This window comes from Streptomyces sp. NPDC029041 (assembly GCF_040637515.1).
Classification (GTDB): Bacteria; Actinomycetota; Actinomycetes; order Streptomycetales; family Streptomycetaceae; genus Streptomyces.
Map to the genome: position 1 here is coordinate 723,981 of NZ_JBEZWO010000002.1, position 16,520 is coordinate 740,500.

Annotated in this window: 11 protein-coding genes; all 11 read right to left on the reverse strand. The window is 72.5% G+C overall.

The genetic code is table 11. The features are described 5' to 3' along the window. Positions 1–72: 72 nt before the first annotated feature. The gene (locus AB0F04_RS06890; protein WP_362038523.1) at positions 73–2,370 is read right to left on the reverse strand and encodes a UvrD-helicase domain-containing protein; all 2,298 of its coding nucleotides are present in this window, start codon (positions 2,368–2,370) and stop codon (positions 73–75) included. 125 nt (positions 2,371–2,495) lie between these two features. Continuing rightward, a complete protein-coding gene (locus tag AB0F04_RS06895; protein ID WP_053669833.1) occupies positions 2,496–3,254 on the reverse strand; it encodes a zf-HC2 domain-containing protein in 759 nt (252 codons plus the stop codon). 74 nt (positions 3,255–3,328) lie between these two features. Beyond that, a complete protein-coding gene (locus AB0F04_RS06900; RefSeq protein WP_010039908.1) occupies positions 3,329–3,850 on the reverse strand; it encodes a sigma-70 family RNA polymerase sigma factor in 522 nt (173 codons plus the stop codon). A gap of 352 nt (positions 3,851–4,202) precedes the next feature. Further along, positions 4,203–4,796 (reverse strand): ABATE domain-containing protein, encoded by a 594-nt coding sequence (locus AB0F04_RS06905; protein WP_362038526.1) that lies wholly within the window; start codon positions 4,794–4,796, stop codon positions 4,203–4,205. A gap of 898 nt (positions 4,797–5,694) precedes the next feature. Further along, positions 5,695–6,843 carry a uroporphyrinogen-III synthase gene (locus tag AB0F04_RS06910; RefSeq protein WP_362038529.1) on the reverse strand — a complete coding sequence of 383 codons (1,149 nt, stop codon included), beginning with the start codon at positions 6,841–6,843 and terminating at the stop codon, positions 5,695–5,697. Positions 6,844–6,960: 117 nt separating this feature from the next. Beyond that, positions 6,961–8,346, reverse strand: a complete 1,386-nt coding sequence (locus AB0F04_RS06915) for a nitrate/nitrite transporter (RefSeq protein ID WP_362038531.1) — start codon at positions 8,344–8,346, stop codon at positions 6,961–6,963. A gap of 157 nt (positions 8,347–8,503) precedes the next feature. After that, complete coding sequence (locus AB0F04_RS06920) at positions 8,504–9,502, reverse strand: hypothetical protein (RefSeq protein WP_362038533.1); 999 nt, start codon at positions 9,500–9,502, stop codon at positions 8,504–8,506. 101 nt (positions 9,503–9,603) lie between these two features. Next, positions 9,604–10,893 (reverse strand): acyltransferase, encoded by a 1,290-nt coding sequence (locus tag AB0F04_RS06925; protein ID WP_362038536.1) that lies wholly within the window; start codon positions 10,891–10,893, stop codon positions 9,604–9,606. Then, positions 10,890–13,091 (reverse strand): glycosyltransferase, encoded by a 2,202-nt coding sequence (locus AB0F04_RS06930; protein ID WP_362038538.1) that lies wholly within the window; start codon positions 13,089–13,091, stop codon positions 10,890–10,892. The genes AB0F04_RS06925 and AB0F04_RS06930 overlap by 4 nt, the downstream gene beginning before the upstream one ends. Positions 13,092–13,448: 357 nt before the next feature. Beyond that, positions 13,449–14,468 (reverse strand): hypothetical protein, encoded by a 1,020-nt coding sequence (locus tag AB0F04_RS06935; protein WP_362038539.1) that lies wholly within the window; start codon positions 14,466–14,468, stop codon positions 13,449–13,451. 168 nt (positions 14,469–14,636) lie between these two features. Next, entirely contained in the window at positions 14,637–15,602 is a 966-nt protein-coding gene (locus AB0F04_RS06940) for a LysR family transcriptional regulator (RefSeq protein ID WP_362038541.1), read from the reverse strand. Positions 15,603–16,520: the final 918 nt, after the last annotated feature.

The following is a 16,520-nucleotide window of genomic DNA, read 5'->3' on the forward strand; positions in this document are numbered from 1 at the left end:
CCATTCCCGTATCGGTAGTTCATTTCGCCGGCAAGTGGGTATCGGGCCTCGGTACCCGAACACCACCGGGCCTCAGTCCCTGAGCAGATCCGGAACTCCCGCCGCGTCCGGCTCGTCCCGGTCGGCGGAGACGACCGTGAGCTGCTGGGTGGCCCGGGTCAGCGCGACGTAGAGGACGCGCAGACCGGCCGGGGACTCGTCGGCGATCTCCGCCGGGGAGACCACGACCGTCGCGTCGTACTCCAGGCCCTTGGCCTCCAGGCTGCCGAGGGCGACGACCCGGTCGCCGAGGCCGGCGAGCCAGCGGCGGGCCTCCTCGCGGCGCTGCATGGCGACGACCACGCCGACCGTGCCGTCGACGCGCTCCAGCAGCCGGGCGGCCTCGTCGCGGACGGTGGCGGCCAGGGTTTCCTCGACGACCGTGAAGCGCGGCTCGACGCCGGTGGAGCGCACCGCCTTCGGCGACACAGAGCCGGGCATGGCGAGGGCGAGGACCTTCGAGGCCAGATCGGCGATCTCGGCCGGGTTGCGGTAGTTCACCGTGAGTTCGAAGCGGCGGCGGGGACGGGTGCCGAGGGCCTCGTCGCGGGCCTCGGCGGCCTCGTCCGGGTCGGACCACGACGACTGCGCCGGGTCGCCGACGACCGTCCAGGTGGCGTGCCGGCCACGGCGGCCGACCATGCGCCACTGCATCGGGGTGAGGTCCTGGGCCTCGTCGACGATGACGTGGGCGTACTCGACGCGTTCCTGCGCGAGGCGTTCGGCGCGCTCGCGCTGCGACTCCTCGCGCACCGGCATCAGCTCCTCCAGGCCGGTGAGCTGATCCAGCGGGTCGAGTTCGCGCTTCCTGCGCGGGCGTGCCGGGGCGCCGAGGACGGCCTGGAGCTCGTCGAGCAGGGCGATGTCGTGCACCGAGCGGCCCTCGCGCCTGAGCGAGCGGGCGAGCTTGCGGACCTCGCCGGGGTTGAGGATCCGCCGGGCCCAGCGGCCGAGGCGCCGTTCGTCGGCCATGGCGTCCAGGACGGCCGCCGGGGTCAGCTCCGGCCACCAGGCGTCGAGGAAGGCGATGAAGTCGTCCTCGGAGGTGATGTCCTCGTCGAAGGAGGACCGCAGCTCGGCGGCGAGCTCGGGGTCGGTGTGCCGGCCGGCCGCGCCGGAGCGCTCCCACAGGGCGTCCAGCAGCAGCTTGCGGGCGCGGGGCCGCAGCAGGTTCACGGGAGCGGTGCCGCCGAGGGCCGCGCGGCGGACGCGGTCCAGCTCCCCGGCTTCCAGCTCCAGGCGGCGGCCGAAGGCGACCACACGCAGCCGGGCCGGCGGGTCGTTCAGCTCCAGGGCGCCGCGCGCGGCCTTGCGCAGCACCTTGAGCATGCGGGAGGAGCCCTTGGCGCGGGCCACGGACGGGGAGTCGTAGAGCGTGGCCTCGGCGCCCTCGACCAGGGAGCCGATGGCGCGGATGGCGACCTGGCCCTCCTCGCCGAGGGAGGGCAGCACGCCCTCGGTGTAGGCGACGAGCAGCGGGGTCGGCGAGACGATCAGGATGCCGCCCGCGTAGCGGCGCCTGTCCTGGTAGAGGAGGTAGGCGGCGCGATGCAGGGCGACGGCGGTCTTGCCGGTGCCCGGGCCGCCCTCGACGTACGTCACGGAGGCGGCGGGGGCGCGGATGACCAGGTCCTGCTCGGCCTGGATGGAGGCGACGATGTCGCGCATGGTGTGGCTGCGGGCCTGGCCGAGCGCGGCCATCAGGGCACCGTCGCCGATGACGGGCAGTTCGTCGCCGTCGAGGTACGCCGTCAGCTCGGGACGCATCAGGTCGTCCTCGACGCCGAGGACCCGGCGGCCTTTGGAGCGGATGACGCGACGGCGGACGACCCGGCCCGGGTCGACCGGGGTGGAGCGGTAGAAGGGGGCGGCGGCCGGGGCCCGCCAGTCGATGACCAGCGGCGCGTAGTCCCGGTCGAGCACGCCGATACGGCCGATGTGCAGGGTCTCGGCGATGTCGGCGGTGTTGTCGGGGCGTACGGCGCCCTCCGCCGGCTCGACGGCGGTGTACGCCCCGTCGGGGCCCTTCTTGCCGTCCTTGCCGGTCAGCAGGTCGATACGGCCGAAGAGGAAGTCCTCGAACTCGTTGTTCAGCCGGCTGAGGTGGATGCCCGCGCGGAAGACCTGCGCGTCCCGCTCGGCCAGTGCGCCGGGGGTGCCGACCTGGCCGCGCCGGGCCGCGTCCTGCATGAGGAACTCCGCCTCGTGGATCTTCTCCTCGAGGCGCCGGTACACCTGGTCCAGGTGTTCCTGTTCGACGTGGATCTCCCGGTCACGAACCGAGTCGTGCACCGAACCGACCGCGCCTTGTGTGTGAGCCTGAGCGGCCACCGGGCCCCCTTCTGACGTGCTGGGCAGCCGTCAACCGTACGCGAAGGGGACCCCTGGAAGCTACGGGCCGGCGGCAGGCGCGGGGCTGTTTCCCCCGATGGCGCCCGCCGGCCGACCGAACAGCTCTACGCGTCGACCTCGACCAGCCGCTTGCCGTCGAAGGTGACGACCTCGAAGTGGTCGATCTCGTTCGGCTCGAAAGCGGCGCCGCCCTGGACGTACAGGGGCTGCTTGGCCTTCTCGGTCTTGGCGTCGGGGAGGCCGTAGCCCCACTCCGGGACGGACCAGGAGGACAGGGTCTCCCGCTCGCCGTTCTTTCCGACCGCGACGAGGGCGCACTTGAGCGGGCCCTTGACGTTCTTCAGCTCGGTGACCACGCCCGTCCCCCAGTCCTTCTTCTGGAGGGCGACCGTCGCGGTGACCTTGGTGTTCGGGTCGGTGGCCGAGATCTTGTCGGAGATGCCTTCGAAGGCGGCCTTGGCGGGGCTCGCCGCGAGCGGGCGGTTTTCCGCTCCGCCGCTGCCGCCGTCGCCGCCGTTCGTCGCGACCGCGACGAAGGGGCCGCCGATGATCAGCGCACCGGCCGCGGCCACCATGTAGAAGCTGCGGCGGCGCTTCTGGGCGCGGCGGTCGGCGACCTCGTCGACCAGCTTCTCCACCAGGCGCGGCCGGGGCTTGGCGGACAGCGACTCGCCGATGGCGGGGGTGCTGCCGGAATTGGGCAGGTCGGCGAGGGCGGCGAGCATCGGCTCCATGCCGGCCAGTTCGTCGAGCTGCTGGGCGCACCATTCGCAGGTGGCGAGGTGGGCCTCGAACGCGGTCGCTTCGGCGTCGTCGAGGATGCCGAGGGCGTAGGCGCCGACGGTCTCGTGCTCGTTCGGCACCGGAGATTCCTGCATGGGACCAGACATACCCATGCCTCCCGTACCGAACCCCTGGTTACCCCCGTAAACACTCATCACGCCGTCACCCCCCGCTCCTCCAGTGCGAGCTTCATCGAGCGCAGGGCGTAGAACACCCTGGAGCGGACGGTGCCGCTGGGTATGCCCAGGGTCTCGGCCGCCTCATTGACGGTACGCCCCTTGAAGTACGTCTCGACGAGCACCTCCCGGTGGGCGGGGGTCAGGTCGTCGAGTGCGTCCGAGAGAGTCATCAGCCACAGCGCCTTGTCGATCTCGTCCTCCGCGGGGATGACCTCCAGCGGCGACGGGTCGACCTCCTGCGGCCGGGCCTGCCGGCTGCGGTGGCCGTCGATGACGATGCGCCGGGCGACCGTCACCAGCCAGGGGCGTACCGATCCGGTCGCTCTGTTGAGCTGGCCGGCGTTCTTCCAGGCACGGATGAGCGTCTCCTGCACGACGTCCTCGGCGCGCTGCCGGTCGCCCGCGACCAGGCGCAGGACGTATGCCAGCAGGGGTCCGGCGTGTTCGCGATAGAGCGCACGCATCAGCTCCTCATCGGGTTCCGAGGGCTGGGACATGCGATGTCGGGCCCTCGGTGCACGTTCATTGGCCACGACGGAATCCTTGCGCACGCCCACCTCCGGTGTCCGGGGGTTCCCCCAGTCGGTCGCTCCACATGGCGTACGGAAACGAGCGGTTGGGCGTTCAAAGAGACCCGGCAGATTTCTTCGAGATGACGTGACGAGCGGGACATGGGGTCACATTCCCACCCCGCGTTCTTTACATTTCCGCCACATCGACCAGATCAAGCCAGCCCTTCCCTACGGTGGCGTAGGTAAACGGCATGTAATCGAAATCACTTCGCGGTCGTGGTCGCAGAAGTAGCATTTAGGACAAGGGAATTGAGTGCACGGACCACTCAATTCCGTTTCACGCGCGGGCGAGTGCCGCGCGGCGGCGATGCCGGGCGACGCGTTCGCGGTTCCCGCAGACCTCGCTGGAGCACCAGCGCCTCCTGCGTCCGCGGGAGGTGTCGAGGTACACGATGGGGCAGTTGTCCCCTTCGCACTGGCGCAGGGCCGCACGGGCGACGGGGTCGGTCAGCAGGTCCACGGCGTCCCGGGCGACGACCGCGAGCAGGGCGGCGCAGCCGGGCGGGCCGTCCAGCCGTCGCAGCAGCCGGCCGTCTTCGCCGCGGACCGCGCGGGGTGCCGGGGGCGCGGTGCGGGCCAGGTCGTTCACGCGGGCGAGGGCCAGGTCGTACGTCGCGACCCCGGGTCTCGGCCGGCAGCGCACCAACCGGTCGATCTGGGCGCGCAGTTCGCGGAAGGCGAGCAGCCAGCCGGTGTCGGCGTGGGCCAGGGGGGTGTCCGCCGGGACGAGCCCGGAGCCGGTGATCCAGGCGCGCAGCACGTCCACGGAGTCGAGCCGCTCGTCGGGGTGCGTGGTGGTCAGCAGGTCCAGGCAGATCCGCCCGGTGTCGAAGCGCAGCTCGTTGGAGGCCGTGGCCGTGCTCAGTGCCATGTGCCTGTCACCGCCTAGGGGTTCACCCCGGTCGCGAGGGCTTCGGTGAGACGCGTCGCCGGGACACCCGACGAGAGAGCCGGCGACCCGCTCCCCCTTACAGTGCCTGCCCACCACGCCGCCGGAAACCCCTCGGGCACGCCTTGCACGCCGGGCGCCGGCAGGGACACCCCTTCCGGCCACACCGCAGCAAGGCGTCAGGCCCGGATCGGGGGGCAGCGCGGCGCGGCCGGCGACCACCGCCGGAGCCGGGGTCCGACGCCCGGGCCTGCGGGACAACGGCCCACGAGCTCACGCTCCGCTCCGGCCGGACTCCCCTTGGCCATTCCCTTCGGGCGGCGGCCGGACTCCCGTCGGACGCCTTCTTGCGGGCATGGCCCGGCATCACCTGCGGGCACGGGCCCGTCGTCTCCTGCGGGCGCCGGACCGGAACCTCCTGCGGGCGCGCGCCCCAGATTCCCTGCGGGGCCTGGGACCCGGCGGCACCTGCGGGCGCGAGCCTCACATGCCTGCGGGCGCGCCCCAGATCCCCCGCGGGCCCGGGCCGTGCGTCACCTGCGGGCCCAGGCCGGGATCTCCTGCGGCCCGGCATCACCTGCGGGCGCCGGACCGGAGCCTCATGCGGGCGCGCGCCCCAGATTCCCCGCGGGCATGACCCCGCCGTCACCTGCGGGTGCCGGACCGCGTTCTGCGGCGTCCGGGCGGCCTCCGGCGAGGTTGTCTTCGGCGGCTGAGCCCGCGCGGTGCGTCCCACCCGGCCTCGGGGTCACGCTTGGCCGGAGATCCGTGGAACGCCCCCGTGTCCGCGACGGCCCGGCGCACGGCTGGAGCAGAGCGGCGCGTACCCCTCACCACCGGGCCGGGAGATGTCGCGATCCGGCTCAACCCCCGGACGGGCTCATGCGTCTGCGTACTTCGTTTCCGCGCTCGGGTCCAGGGCCAGGCGGTAGCCACGCTTGACCACCGTCTGGATCAGCTTCGGTGTGCCGAGGGCCGTGCGCAGGCGGGCCATGGCGGTCTCCACCGCGTGTTCGTCGCGCCCCGAGCCGGGCAGGGCGCGCAGCAGGTCCGCCCGGGCGACGACCCAGCCGGGGCGGCGGGAGAGGGCGCGCAGGAGGGCCATACCGGCGGGCGGGACGGGCTTGAGGTCACCGTCGACCACGACGGCGTGGCCGCGGATCTCCACACGGTGACCGGCGACGGGCAGCGACCGGGCCCGCGCGGGCAGTTCCTGGCAGAGGAGCTGGACCAGGGGGCCGAGCCGGAAGCGTTCGGGCTGGATCGTGTCGATGCCGCGGGACTGCAGGGGCAGGGCGGTGACCGGGCCCACGCAGGCCGGGAGGACGTCGTGGCTCAGAGCCGCCAGCACCTCGTCGAGCAGCCCCCGGTCCTCCGCCCGGGACAGGAGGGAGGCCGCGGCCGGGGCACTGGTGAAGGTGACCGCGTCCAGGGCGCGGGCGATCGTCGCATCCAGCAGACGGTCGACCGGGGTGATGTCCTCCGGCGGCATCCAGCGGTAGACGGGCACCCCGACCACCTCGGCCCCGCCCTCCCGCAGCGCCTCCACGAACCCGGGCAGCGGCTCACCGTGCAGCTGGATCGCGATCCGCAGGTCCTCGACCCCTTCCTCCAGGAGCCGGTCCAGCACCTCCGCCATGGACTCCGACGACGGCGACCACTCCTCGGTCAGCCCGGCGGCCCTGACCGCGCCCTTGACCTTCGGCCCGCGCGCCAGGATCCGTACGCCGCCCAGCCGCGCCAGCAACTCCTCCCCCAGCCCCCAGCCGTCGGCGGCCTCGACCCAGCCCCGGAAGCCGATCGCGGTCGTGGCCACGACGATGTCCGGCACCTGCTCGATGATGTCCTTCGTCGCCGCCAGCAGCTCGCTGTCGTCGGCGAGCGGCACGATCCGCAGGGCAGGGGCGTGCAGGACGGCGGCACCGCGTCGCTGCAGCAGCACCCCGAGCTCGTCGGCCCGGCGCGCGGCCGTCACCCCCACGGTGAAACCCGCAAGGGGCCCGTGGTCCGGTCGCTGTTCTTCGTACATGGCTCTCGTCCCGCACTCGAGTCGTCGTACTTCGTGGGTACGGCGTACCTACATGCCGATCGAGCCTGTCAACGGCTCGTGACAGGCTCGGATCGGTGTGATGTCGCTGGTGTTACGTCACACTTCCGCGTAGCTGAGCTGCGGCTTCGCCTCCGAGGCCGTCGTGCCGGCGGTTACCCGGGCAGCCGTACGGCGAAGGTATACGGCCCAGGTGACCGCGAAGCAGACCGCGTAGAAGGCGAGGAAGGCGACGAACGCCCCGGTGCCCGAACCGTAGGAGAGGAAGGACTGGCGGAAGGCGAGGTTGATGCCGACACCGCCGAGCGCGCCGACCGCGCCGATCAGGCCCATGGAGGCCCCGGACAGCCGCCGCCCGTACGCCGCGGCCTCCTCGCCCTCCAGCCCCTTGGCCAGGGCCTTGTTCTGGAAGATGCCCGGGATCATCTTGAACGTCGAGCCGTTGCCGAGACCGCTGAGCACGAACAGCACCACGAACGCCACGGTGAACAGGGCCAGCGACTTCTCCATGGAGGCACCGATGAGGACCGCCGTCGCGGCACCCATGCCGACGTAGTTCCACAGGCTGATCCGCGCGCCGCCGTAGCGGTCGGCGAGCCAGCCGCCCACGGGCCGGATGAGGGAGCCGAGCAGCGGGCCGAGGAAGGTGACGTACGCGGCCTGGAGCGGAGTCCGGCCGAACTGGTTCTGCAGGACCTGGCCGAAGGCGAAGCTGTAGCCGATGAAGGATCCGAAGGTGCCGATGTAGAGGACGGACATGATCCACGTGTGGGGGTCGCGCGCGGCGTCCTTGGCGGCACCGGTGTCGTTCTTCACGTTCTCGAGGTTGTCCATGAAGACCGCGGCCAGGACCGCGGCGAGGACGATGAGCGGGATGTAGATCCCCAGCAGGACCCGCGGTCCGCCGCTCGCGCCGATGATCGCGAGGGCGGCCAGCTGGATCACCGGCACGCCGATGTTGCCGCCGCCCGCGTTCAGGCCGAGGGCCCAGCCCTTCTTCCGCAGCGGGAAGAAGGCGTTGATGTTGGTCATGGAGGAGGCGAAGTTGCCGCCGCCGACACCGGCGAGCAGGCCCACGAGCAGGAACGTGGAGAAGGAGGTCCCCGGCTCCATCACGACGAACGCGGAGACCGTCGGGATCAGCAGGAGCGCGGCGGAGATGATCGTCCAGTTCCGCCCGCCGAAGATCGCCACGGCGAAGGTGTAGGGGACGCGGACGACGGCGCCGACCAGCGTGACCATCGAGGTCAGCATGAACTTGTCGGCCGGGGTGAGTCCGTACTCCGGGCCCATGAACAGCACCAGCACGGACCACAGGGTCCAGATCGAGAAACCGATGTGCTCGGACAGCACGGAGAAGAAGAGGTTGCGGCGGGCGACCTTCTCCCCGGTCTCCGCCCAGAACGTCTCGTTCTCGGGGTCCCAGTGCCGGATCCAGCGTCCGCCCTTGCTCGGGGGTGCGGGTGCTGTGCCAGGACCTGTCATGACGCCTCCACTGTGCTCCGGGCTCGGTCGTACTTCGACTGACTGGTCCCGAAGATAGGGAGGGCTCGTTTCCTGCCTGTGGCACCGGGTGACCGCGAGGGAACTTTGCTCTCACCCCGGGCTCGGGCGGGATGAGAGGTTCCGGGAGGTTTCCGTCTCAGTGCCCGGGGGGCTGCCCGTGGGGGTTCTGCTGGGGGTGGGGCTGGTGGTACGGCTGGGCGTACGGGCCGGAAGGCTGCACACCGTAGGGGCCGGAAGGCTGCACACCGTAGGGGCCGGGCTGACCGCCGTACGGAGCATGCGCGGGCTGACCCGGGTACGGGGCCTGCACGGGCTGACCGCCGTACGGGGCCTGCGCGGGCTGACCGCCGTACGGGGCCTGCGCGGGCTGACCGCCGTAAGGAGCGTGCGCGGGCTGACCCGGATACGGGCCGGGCGCCGGCTGCGCGTACGGCCCGGGCGTCTGCTGCCCGTAGGCCGCCGGCGCCCCCGTCGACGGAGCCGACTGGCCCGGCACGGCCCCGTACGGACCGCCCGCGAACGGGTTGCCCTGCCCGGGCTGCCGCGCCCCCGGCGGCAGGTACCGCAGCCGCCCGCTCTCGTCGTGCACCGGCGTGAAGCCCGCCGCCCGCAGCCGGGCCGCGAACTTGGCGTTGCGCTTGCGCGTCACCAGGAAACCGATGCCGAAGACCGCCATGAGCAGCAGCCACACCACACCGGCCGTGATGAAGTCGGTGGCCTGGCCCCCGGACCGGAAGGCGAGGATCACACAGCCGACGGTGACCCCCAGGGCCCCGTACGCCATGCGCTTCTCGGCGTTCTTGCCGGTGAGGTCGAAGTTGATGCGGGCCTTGAGGAGTTCGAAGGCGTCCGGCACGAGGGGCGGCAGGGAGACGCCGTCGGCAGCATTCGGGTACTGCGCCCAGTTCTGCCCGGCCCGGGCCCGGGCCTGCGGGCTCGGGTCGGGCACGAGCAGCATGATGAGCGCGCCGTTGCGGCCGCTGCTCTGCCGGACGTCGGCGTACTCGTAGCCGAACTGCTGGGCCACGAAGGCCAGCCTGGCCAGCTTCTTCACGGACGCCATCGGGCTGGTCAGCTCGACCGGTTCCCCGCTCGCCATCAGCCGCAGCATCTTCTGTGTCTGCCGCTTGCTCATTCCACCGCTTCCCCGGGCCACCCGTTCACAGACGCAACTCGGGCAGTTTTCCACACGGGGGAGGGCCCGGGGAACGGGCCCTCCCCCGCGCCGGCCCACCCCTACCGCCGGCGCCTCCGGCTGTTGCCGCCTCGCCCGTTCGGCCACCACCGCGGCGACCGCTTCGCCGCGATGTCCTCGACCCAGCCGAACATCAGGATCGCCGCGCCGATCAGCGGCCAGACCAGGGCGAACATCCAGAGGGTGTACGTGCTGTCCAGGGCGGACACCGCGCTGTCGCTCTGGAGGAACGGCAGCTCGTAGAGCAGGTCGAGGATCGGGACCGTGGCCATGATGAGGAGGTTGTGCCAGAGGTAGATCGTGACGGCGCGGTTGTTGGAGAGGGTCACGAGCTTGTCCCACTTGGCCAGACGGCCCGGGAGTTCGCGCCACGACGGGGAGTACTGGAGGAGTACGACCACGAAGCCGAAGGACCAGGCCGCCTGGGCCAGGGGGATGTCGTTGAGGTCCCAGCCGTCGGGGCCCAGGTGCCCCGAGGCCCACCACAGGCCGAAGGCCATGAGCAGGGCCGCGCAGGAGATCGCCAGGTAGCGGGGGATTTGCTTGAGCAGGCCCTCGTGGTGGGCGAAGCCCAGGACCCAGCAGCCGCCGTAGACCGCGAAGTCGGTCACCGCGTTGCCCGTCTCGCCGGGGATCTTCACCAGGCCCGTGCCGACGACCGCCGTGAGGCCCAGCGGTGCCAGCAGCGTCGGCCACGGCGCCCGGCGGAACGCCCACAACAGCAGCGGGGAGGCGATGACGAACCAGAGGTAGGCCCGCAGGTACCACAGCGGACCGGCCGCCTGCACCGCCCAGGTGTCCTCCAGCAGGCCGGACTTGGCGCCGAGGTGCCAGGGGAAGGGCGGGGCGCCGACGGGGAAGAAGTAGTTGGCCAGGTCGACCAGGCCCCAGGCACCGCCGTGGTCCGGGTCCTTCAGCGGATTCCAGCCGGCCGCGAACATCATCGCCAGCACCAGCACGCCGAACACCCAGAGCGGGGGCAGGAGCCGGCGGATCCGGCCGCGGATCACACCGAGGGCCGGGCGGTCCAGCGAGCGCGCCATCAGGGAGCCCGCCAGCGCGAACATCACGCCCATCGACGGGAACAGCACCGTCAGCCACGCCCAGCCGAACAGGTGGTAGACGACGACACGGACCAGGGCGATCGAGCGCAGCAGGTCGAGGTAGCGGTCACGGCCGCCGCCCGGGCGCGCCGACGCGGCGGGGGCGGTCGCGGTGGCGGATTCGCCCGCCGGTGCGGGGTCCGTCGTGCGCTGCTGCGGCATGCCGTAGGACGCCGCCGGCATGCCGGATGTCGCCGACGACGTGTGGATCGGGTTTCCGTGGGTCATGCCACCGGCCTCCGCTCGGAGCTGCTCTGGGACCGCTGGCGCGGCACGGGGCCGCCGCCGGGCGCGTCGACCGCACCGGTGCGCCGCAGCTTCTGCCAGCGCAGCCGGCCGCCGGTGAGGGCGGTGATCCAGGACTGGAGCAGTACGACGTACATCAGCTGGCGGTACAGGATCTGCTGCAGGGGCAGCGAGACGAGGTGGGTCATACGCTCGCGGTCGAGCCGGAAGGCGTAGGCCGCGCAGACCGCCTGGATCGCCAGGACGCCGAGCCACGCCATGATCGTCTTCTGGGTGGGTCCGAACACGAGGCCGTAGATGAGGAACACGTCGATCAGCGGGGCCAGCAGGGGCGCCAGGACCATGAAGAGGGACACCAGCGGCAGGCCGACCCGGCCGAAGCGGCCCGAGGGGCCCTTGTCCACCAGGGCCCGGCGGTGTTTCCAGATGGCCTGCATGGTGCCGTACGACCAGCGGTAGCGCTGGGACCACAGCTGCTGGACCGTCTCCGGCGCCTCGGTCCAGGCACGGGCGTTCTCCGCGTAGACCACGCGCCAGCCGTCGCGGTGCAGGGCCATGGTGATGTCGGTGTCCTCGGCGAGCGTGTCGTCGCTCATGCCGCCGACCCGCTCCAGCGCGCTGCGGCGGAAGGCTCCGACCGCGCCGGGGATCGTCGGCATGCAGCGCAGTACGTCGTACATCCGGCGGTCGAGGTTGAAGCCCATCACGTATTCGATGTGCTGCCAGGCGCCGATGAGACTGTCCTTGTTGCCGACCTTGGCGTTGCCCGCGACCGCGCCCACGCGCGGGTCGCCGAAGGGCTGCACCAGTTCGCGCACGGTGGACGGTTCGAAGACCGTGTCGCCGTCCATCATCACGATCAGGTCGTACCGGGCGTTGGCCACACCGCGGTTGAGCGCGGCCGGCTTGCCCGCGTTGAGCTGGCGGACGACCCGGACGTTCGGCAGGCCCATGGCCTCCACGATCCGTGACGTGCCGTCGGAGGAGCCGTCGTCGATGACGAGGACTTCGATGGGGTGGTCACTCTCGGCGAGGGAGCGGACCGTGTTCTCGATGCACTTGGCCTCGTTGTACGCCGGGACGAGAACCGACACCGGTTCGGTGACCGGCGCTCCCCAGCGGAAGCCGCGGCGGCGCACCCGGCGTGCGTGCACCCCGGAGAGCAGCAGCATGAGCACGAAACGGCCGATGACGAGGGTGCCGACGATCGAGAGTCCGACGACCAGCCCGTCGGTGAGGTGCTCCGAGGCCTGGACCAGGAAGATCCACGCCGCGCCCTTCCACCGTTCGAGGCCGGTGACCGTGGAGTGTGCGCTCGGGGCGTCGAGGGCCTCGGTGAGGTTGCTGAACTCGTAGCCCTTCTCGCGCAGGTCGGGCAGCATGCGGTCCAGTGCCGCGACGGTCTGGTGGCGGTCGCCGCCGGAGTCGTGCATCAGGACGATCGCGCCCTTGCCGCCCTTGGGCGTGGCACGTCGGACGATCTCGGCGACGCCGGGCTTGCGCCAGTCCTCGCTGTCGGTGTTGTTGACGACGGTGATGTAGCCGCGCTCGCCGATGTACTTCGTCACCGGCCAGGACTTGTTGTCCATGGCGTCGGCGAAGGAGGAGTACGGCGGCCGGAAGAGGGACGTCCGGATGCCCGCCGCGCCCGAGAGGGCGAGCTGGTTCTGGGACAGTTCCCAGTCGATGCGCTTCTTGGACTGGTAGGACAGGTCGGGGTGGTTGAAGGTGTGCAGGCCGACCTCGTGGCCTTCCTCGACCATGCGCCGGACCAGGTCGGGGTAGCGCGAGGCCATGGTGCCGGTGACGAAGAAGACCGCGTGTGCGTCGTGCTTCTTCAGAACGTCCAGGACCTTCGGCGTCCAGATGGGGTCGGGGCCGTCGTCGAAGGTGAGCACCAGGCGGTGGTCGGGCACGCGCAGGCTCTCGGTGCGGCCGCTGCGGGCGTCGATGACGGGCCCGCCGCTCATGATCTTCTCCGGCACCCGGTCGGTGGCGGCGGGCGGCCGGACCCGGTGGTCGGCGAGGATCTCGCTGTGCACGTAACCGCGCAGCATGAGCATCGCCCCCAGCGCGACCAGCACGAGCAGGGGCAGCAACAGACGCATGGGCAGGCGCCGGCGCCTGGAGCCGCCAGGGGCTCGGGACGCGGGCCCGGAACGGCGAGTACGGGATGCCATGAGTGGTGGAACTCCGGGTGGTGCGGGATGGGATGGCACGGGGACGGGCCAGGCGGACGGTGTGGCGGGAAGGGCCCGGCCGGGCGGGCGGGCGGTGCCGTTGCGGCTGCGCGGGGTGTCCGCGAGGTCCTCGGGGCTCCGCCGCGTGAGCGGGGCGGGGCCCCACGGAACGGCTGATCGCGACGTGGTTCCGCCCAAAGGACTCGGGTTCCTCCGGGGCCGGGCGGGATCCGGTGGCAGAGGTGGGCCCGGCCGGAAGCGGTGGTGCGGCGCCCGGAGCGGCGGGCGCCGCACGTGCGACGCGGTCCGGGCGGCGACGCGGTTCAGGCGACGACGCGACCCGGACGGCGCCGCGGTCTAGGCGGCGGGCGTCTCGGCGGCGGGCTGCGGTTCGGCCGGGGCCTCGGCGACGGGCTGCGGCTCGGCCGGCCCTTCCGCGACGGTGCCACCGTCGCCGCCGGTGCCCGTGGTCTCGGTGGGCTGGGGGGTGGGCTCGCCCGTGGGTGTCGGGTCGGTGACCGGCGTGCTCGGCGGGTCCGCCGGTTTGGTCGGGGCCGGGCCGGTGGTCTTGCTGCCCGGTTTCGGGGTGGGCCGGGTCGCGGTCGGCGTGGGCTCGGCGGACGCGCCGGGGCGCGTGCCGGGGTCGGCGGTGTCAGCCGGCGCGGCGGCGCTGCGGCCGGGCTCGGGTGCCGTGGCGCCGCCGGTCGCCGGAGTGCTGCCCGGCGCGGTCGCGCCGGTGTCTCCCGCGTCTTCGGGCGGTGCCGACTCGGCGGTCAGCGGCGGGCTGTCGACCTGCCCGGCCGGCGGGTTGTCCTCCCTGGTCGGCACGGGCAGCCACGGGGCGTTGGAGTTGCCCGACAGCAGCGTGGCGACGATGACGACGGCGTAAACCCCGCAGGCCAGGGCGACGGCCATGCCGATCCGGCGGTAGCGGCGGCTGCGGCGGCCCGACTCGTCGACGAAGACGGGCCGGTCGGCGGGGGCCCCGGCCCCCGTGCCTTCCTCGGCCCGGCGCAGCAAGCCGTCCCCGAGCTGCACGGCGTCGAGCTGGATGGTGACCTCGTGCGGATCGTGGGTCTGCCTGTCCGTGGCGCCGGCATGGCCCGACGGGCCGGCCTCCTCCTGGTCCTGCCAGGGGTCGCGGACCGACGTCCGGCTCGCCGTGGTGAACGAAGCGTCCTCGCCGTCGCTCTGGCGGGGGATGCCGGCCAGTACCTCCGTCCCGGCGGGCAGCCGGTGACCGGGCGTCCGGACGTCATGACCGGGGAGGACCTGCGTGGATCTCCGGTACCGGACCCTTCCGTCCGACGGGAGTTCCCCGGTAGTTGCAGCGGCCTCGGGCCACTCGGGTTGGGCGTCTTCTCGCCACTCTTTCACGCGCACGCACTTCCCCCCACGGGATGGTTCAGGTGCGCTTGACGACCTGAGCACCCGCCGTCGGACCGGGCCCCCACCCGTCCGAACGCACCCCTATTACCACACCGTGCTCAGGCATTGAATGTAGCGCACGGAAAGGTTCTGTGTGAGCGCGGGTACCGAATCGTCTCAGTCGTGAGACGTCATGAGGACATCGTCACCGGCCGGAATCCACCCTCCGGTGGGCCGCCGCAGCCACCCCTCCTCGGCGGCGAGCCGGGCCGCCGCCCGCCGCAGCGCGTCGAACGCCGGATGGGTCAGGCCCTTGCGCCACACCAGGGAGACGGGGGACAGCGGAACCGGGTCGACCAGGGGCCGCACCACCGTCGACGGCAGCGCCGGGAACTCCACGACGGCCAGGATCGGGTTGCGTGTTCTGGCCATGATCCGCTGGAATTCCTCGTCTCCGACGGCCAGCGGGGCGGGTGGCGCGATGTCGATGCCCCGCCCCTGGAACAGCAGCCGTGCCAGCCCTGTCCACTCCGGGGTACGCGGATTGCCGGCGCCCGCGTAGACGCTCTCACCGGCGAGCTCGGCGAGCGGCACGCGGTCCCACGCGGCCAGCCGGTGGTCCTCGGGCAGGACGACCGCCATCGGCTCGAACCGCACGGGCTGGTGGGCTAGTCCTGCCCGGAGCGCCGGGTCCAGCCCGGCGAACCGTCCGAACGACGCGTCCAGCCGGCCGGCGAGCAGTTCACCGGCGGCTCCGGTCAGGCCGCTCTCGTAACGGGCCATCAGCTCGTGCCGGGGCGCGAGTTCACGCGCCTCGTGCAGGACGCGGCGCGGCGTGGCCAGGCCCGGGGAGTTGAGGTCGACCAGCAGCGGCCGGGCCTGGCCGAAGGCGGCGAGCAGCTCGTCCTGCGCCTGGAGCACCCGGCGGGCGTACGGCAGCAGCCGCTCCCCGTCGGGGGTGAGCGTCACCTGCCGGGTGGTCCGCACGAACAACTCGGCCCCCAACTCCCGCTCCAGCCGCCGCACGTCCCGGCTGAGCGCCTGCTGAGCCACGTGCAACCGCGTCGCGGCACGGGTGAAGTGCAACTCCTCGGCCACGGTGACGAAGCCGCGCAGCAGGCGAGGATCGAGGTGGGCGGACATGCGGCGAACCTACAGCGCCCCGGGGTCCGGCGGACGGGGTCCGGCACTGCGGGGAGACCGGCGGCAGGTGGGGTGGCAGGGTGAGGCGACTGGGGGGCCGAGGCCGCCGTGGCCCCCGAGGTTACGGGTAGCGACGGTGGCAGGCTGGGTGCTCAGACTGCCGTCCACCCGCCGCCCGCAGAACCCTGGGGCGGCAGGACACGGGGCGGCAGAGACAGCAGGGACGGCATGGGCCTCGGGCACGGGCGGCAGAGGCAGCGGGAACGGCAGGGGCCCCGGGCACGGGCGGCACGCGCGGTCGCTGATGGCACCGGCGACATCACGGGCACGCGGGGGCGCCGAGGCCGCGCCACACGCCGCACGCAGGGGCGTCACGGCGCCCGTAACACCGGTCGCACGCAGAGTTGTTGATGACGGCGACATCACCGGCACGCGGGGGCGCCGAGGCCGCGACACACGCCGCACGCAGGGGCTCACGGCGCCCGTAACACCGGTCGCACGCAGAGTTGTTGATGACGCAGCCGGCCATCACCGGCACGCCGGGCGCCGAGGCCACGAACACCGGCCCCACAAAGGGGCACCGGCACCGGCGACATCACCGGCACGCGGGGCGCCGAGGCCGCGCCACACGCCGCACGCAGGGGCGTCGCGGCGCCCGTAACACCGGTCGCACGCAGAGTTATTGATGACGCAGCCGGCCATCACCGGCACGCCGGGCGCCGAGACCACGAACACCGGCCCCACAAAGGGACACCGGCACCGGCGACGTCACCGGCACGCGGGGCGCCGAGGCCGCGACACACGCCGCACGCAGGGGCGTCACGGCGCCCGTAACACCGGTCGCACGCAGAGTTATTGATGACGCAGCCGGCCATCACCGGCACGCCGGGCGCCGAGACCACGAACACCGGCCCCACA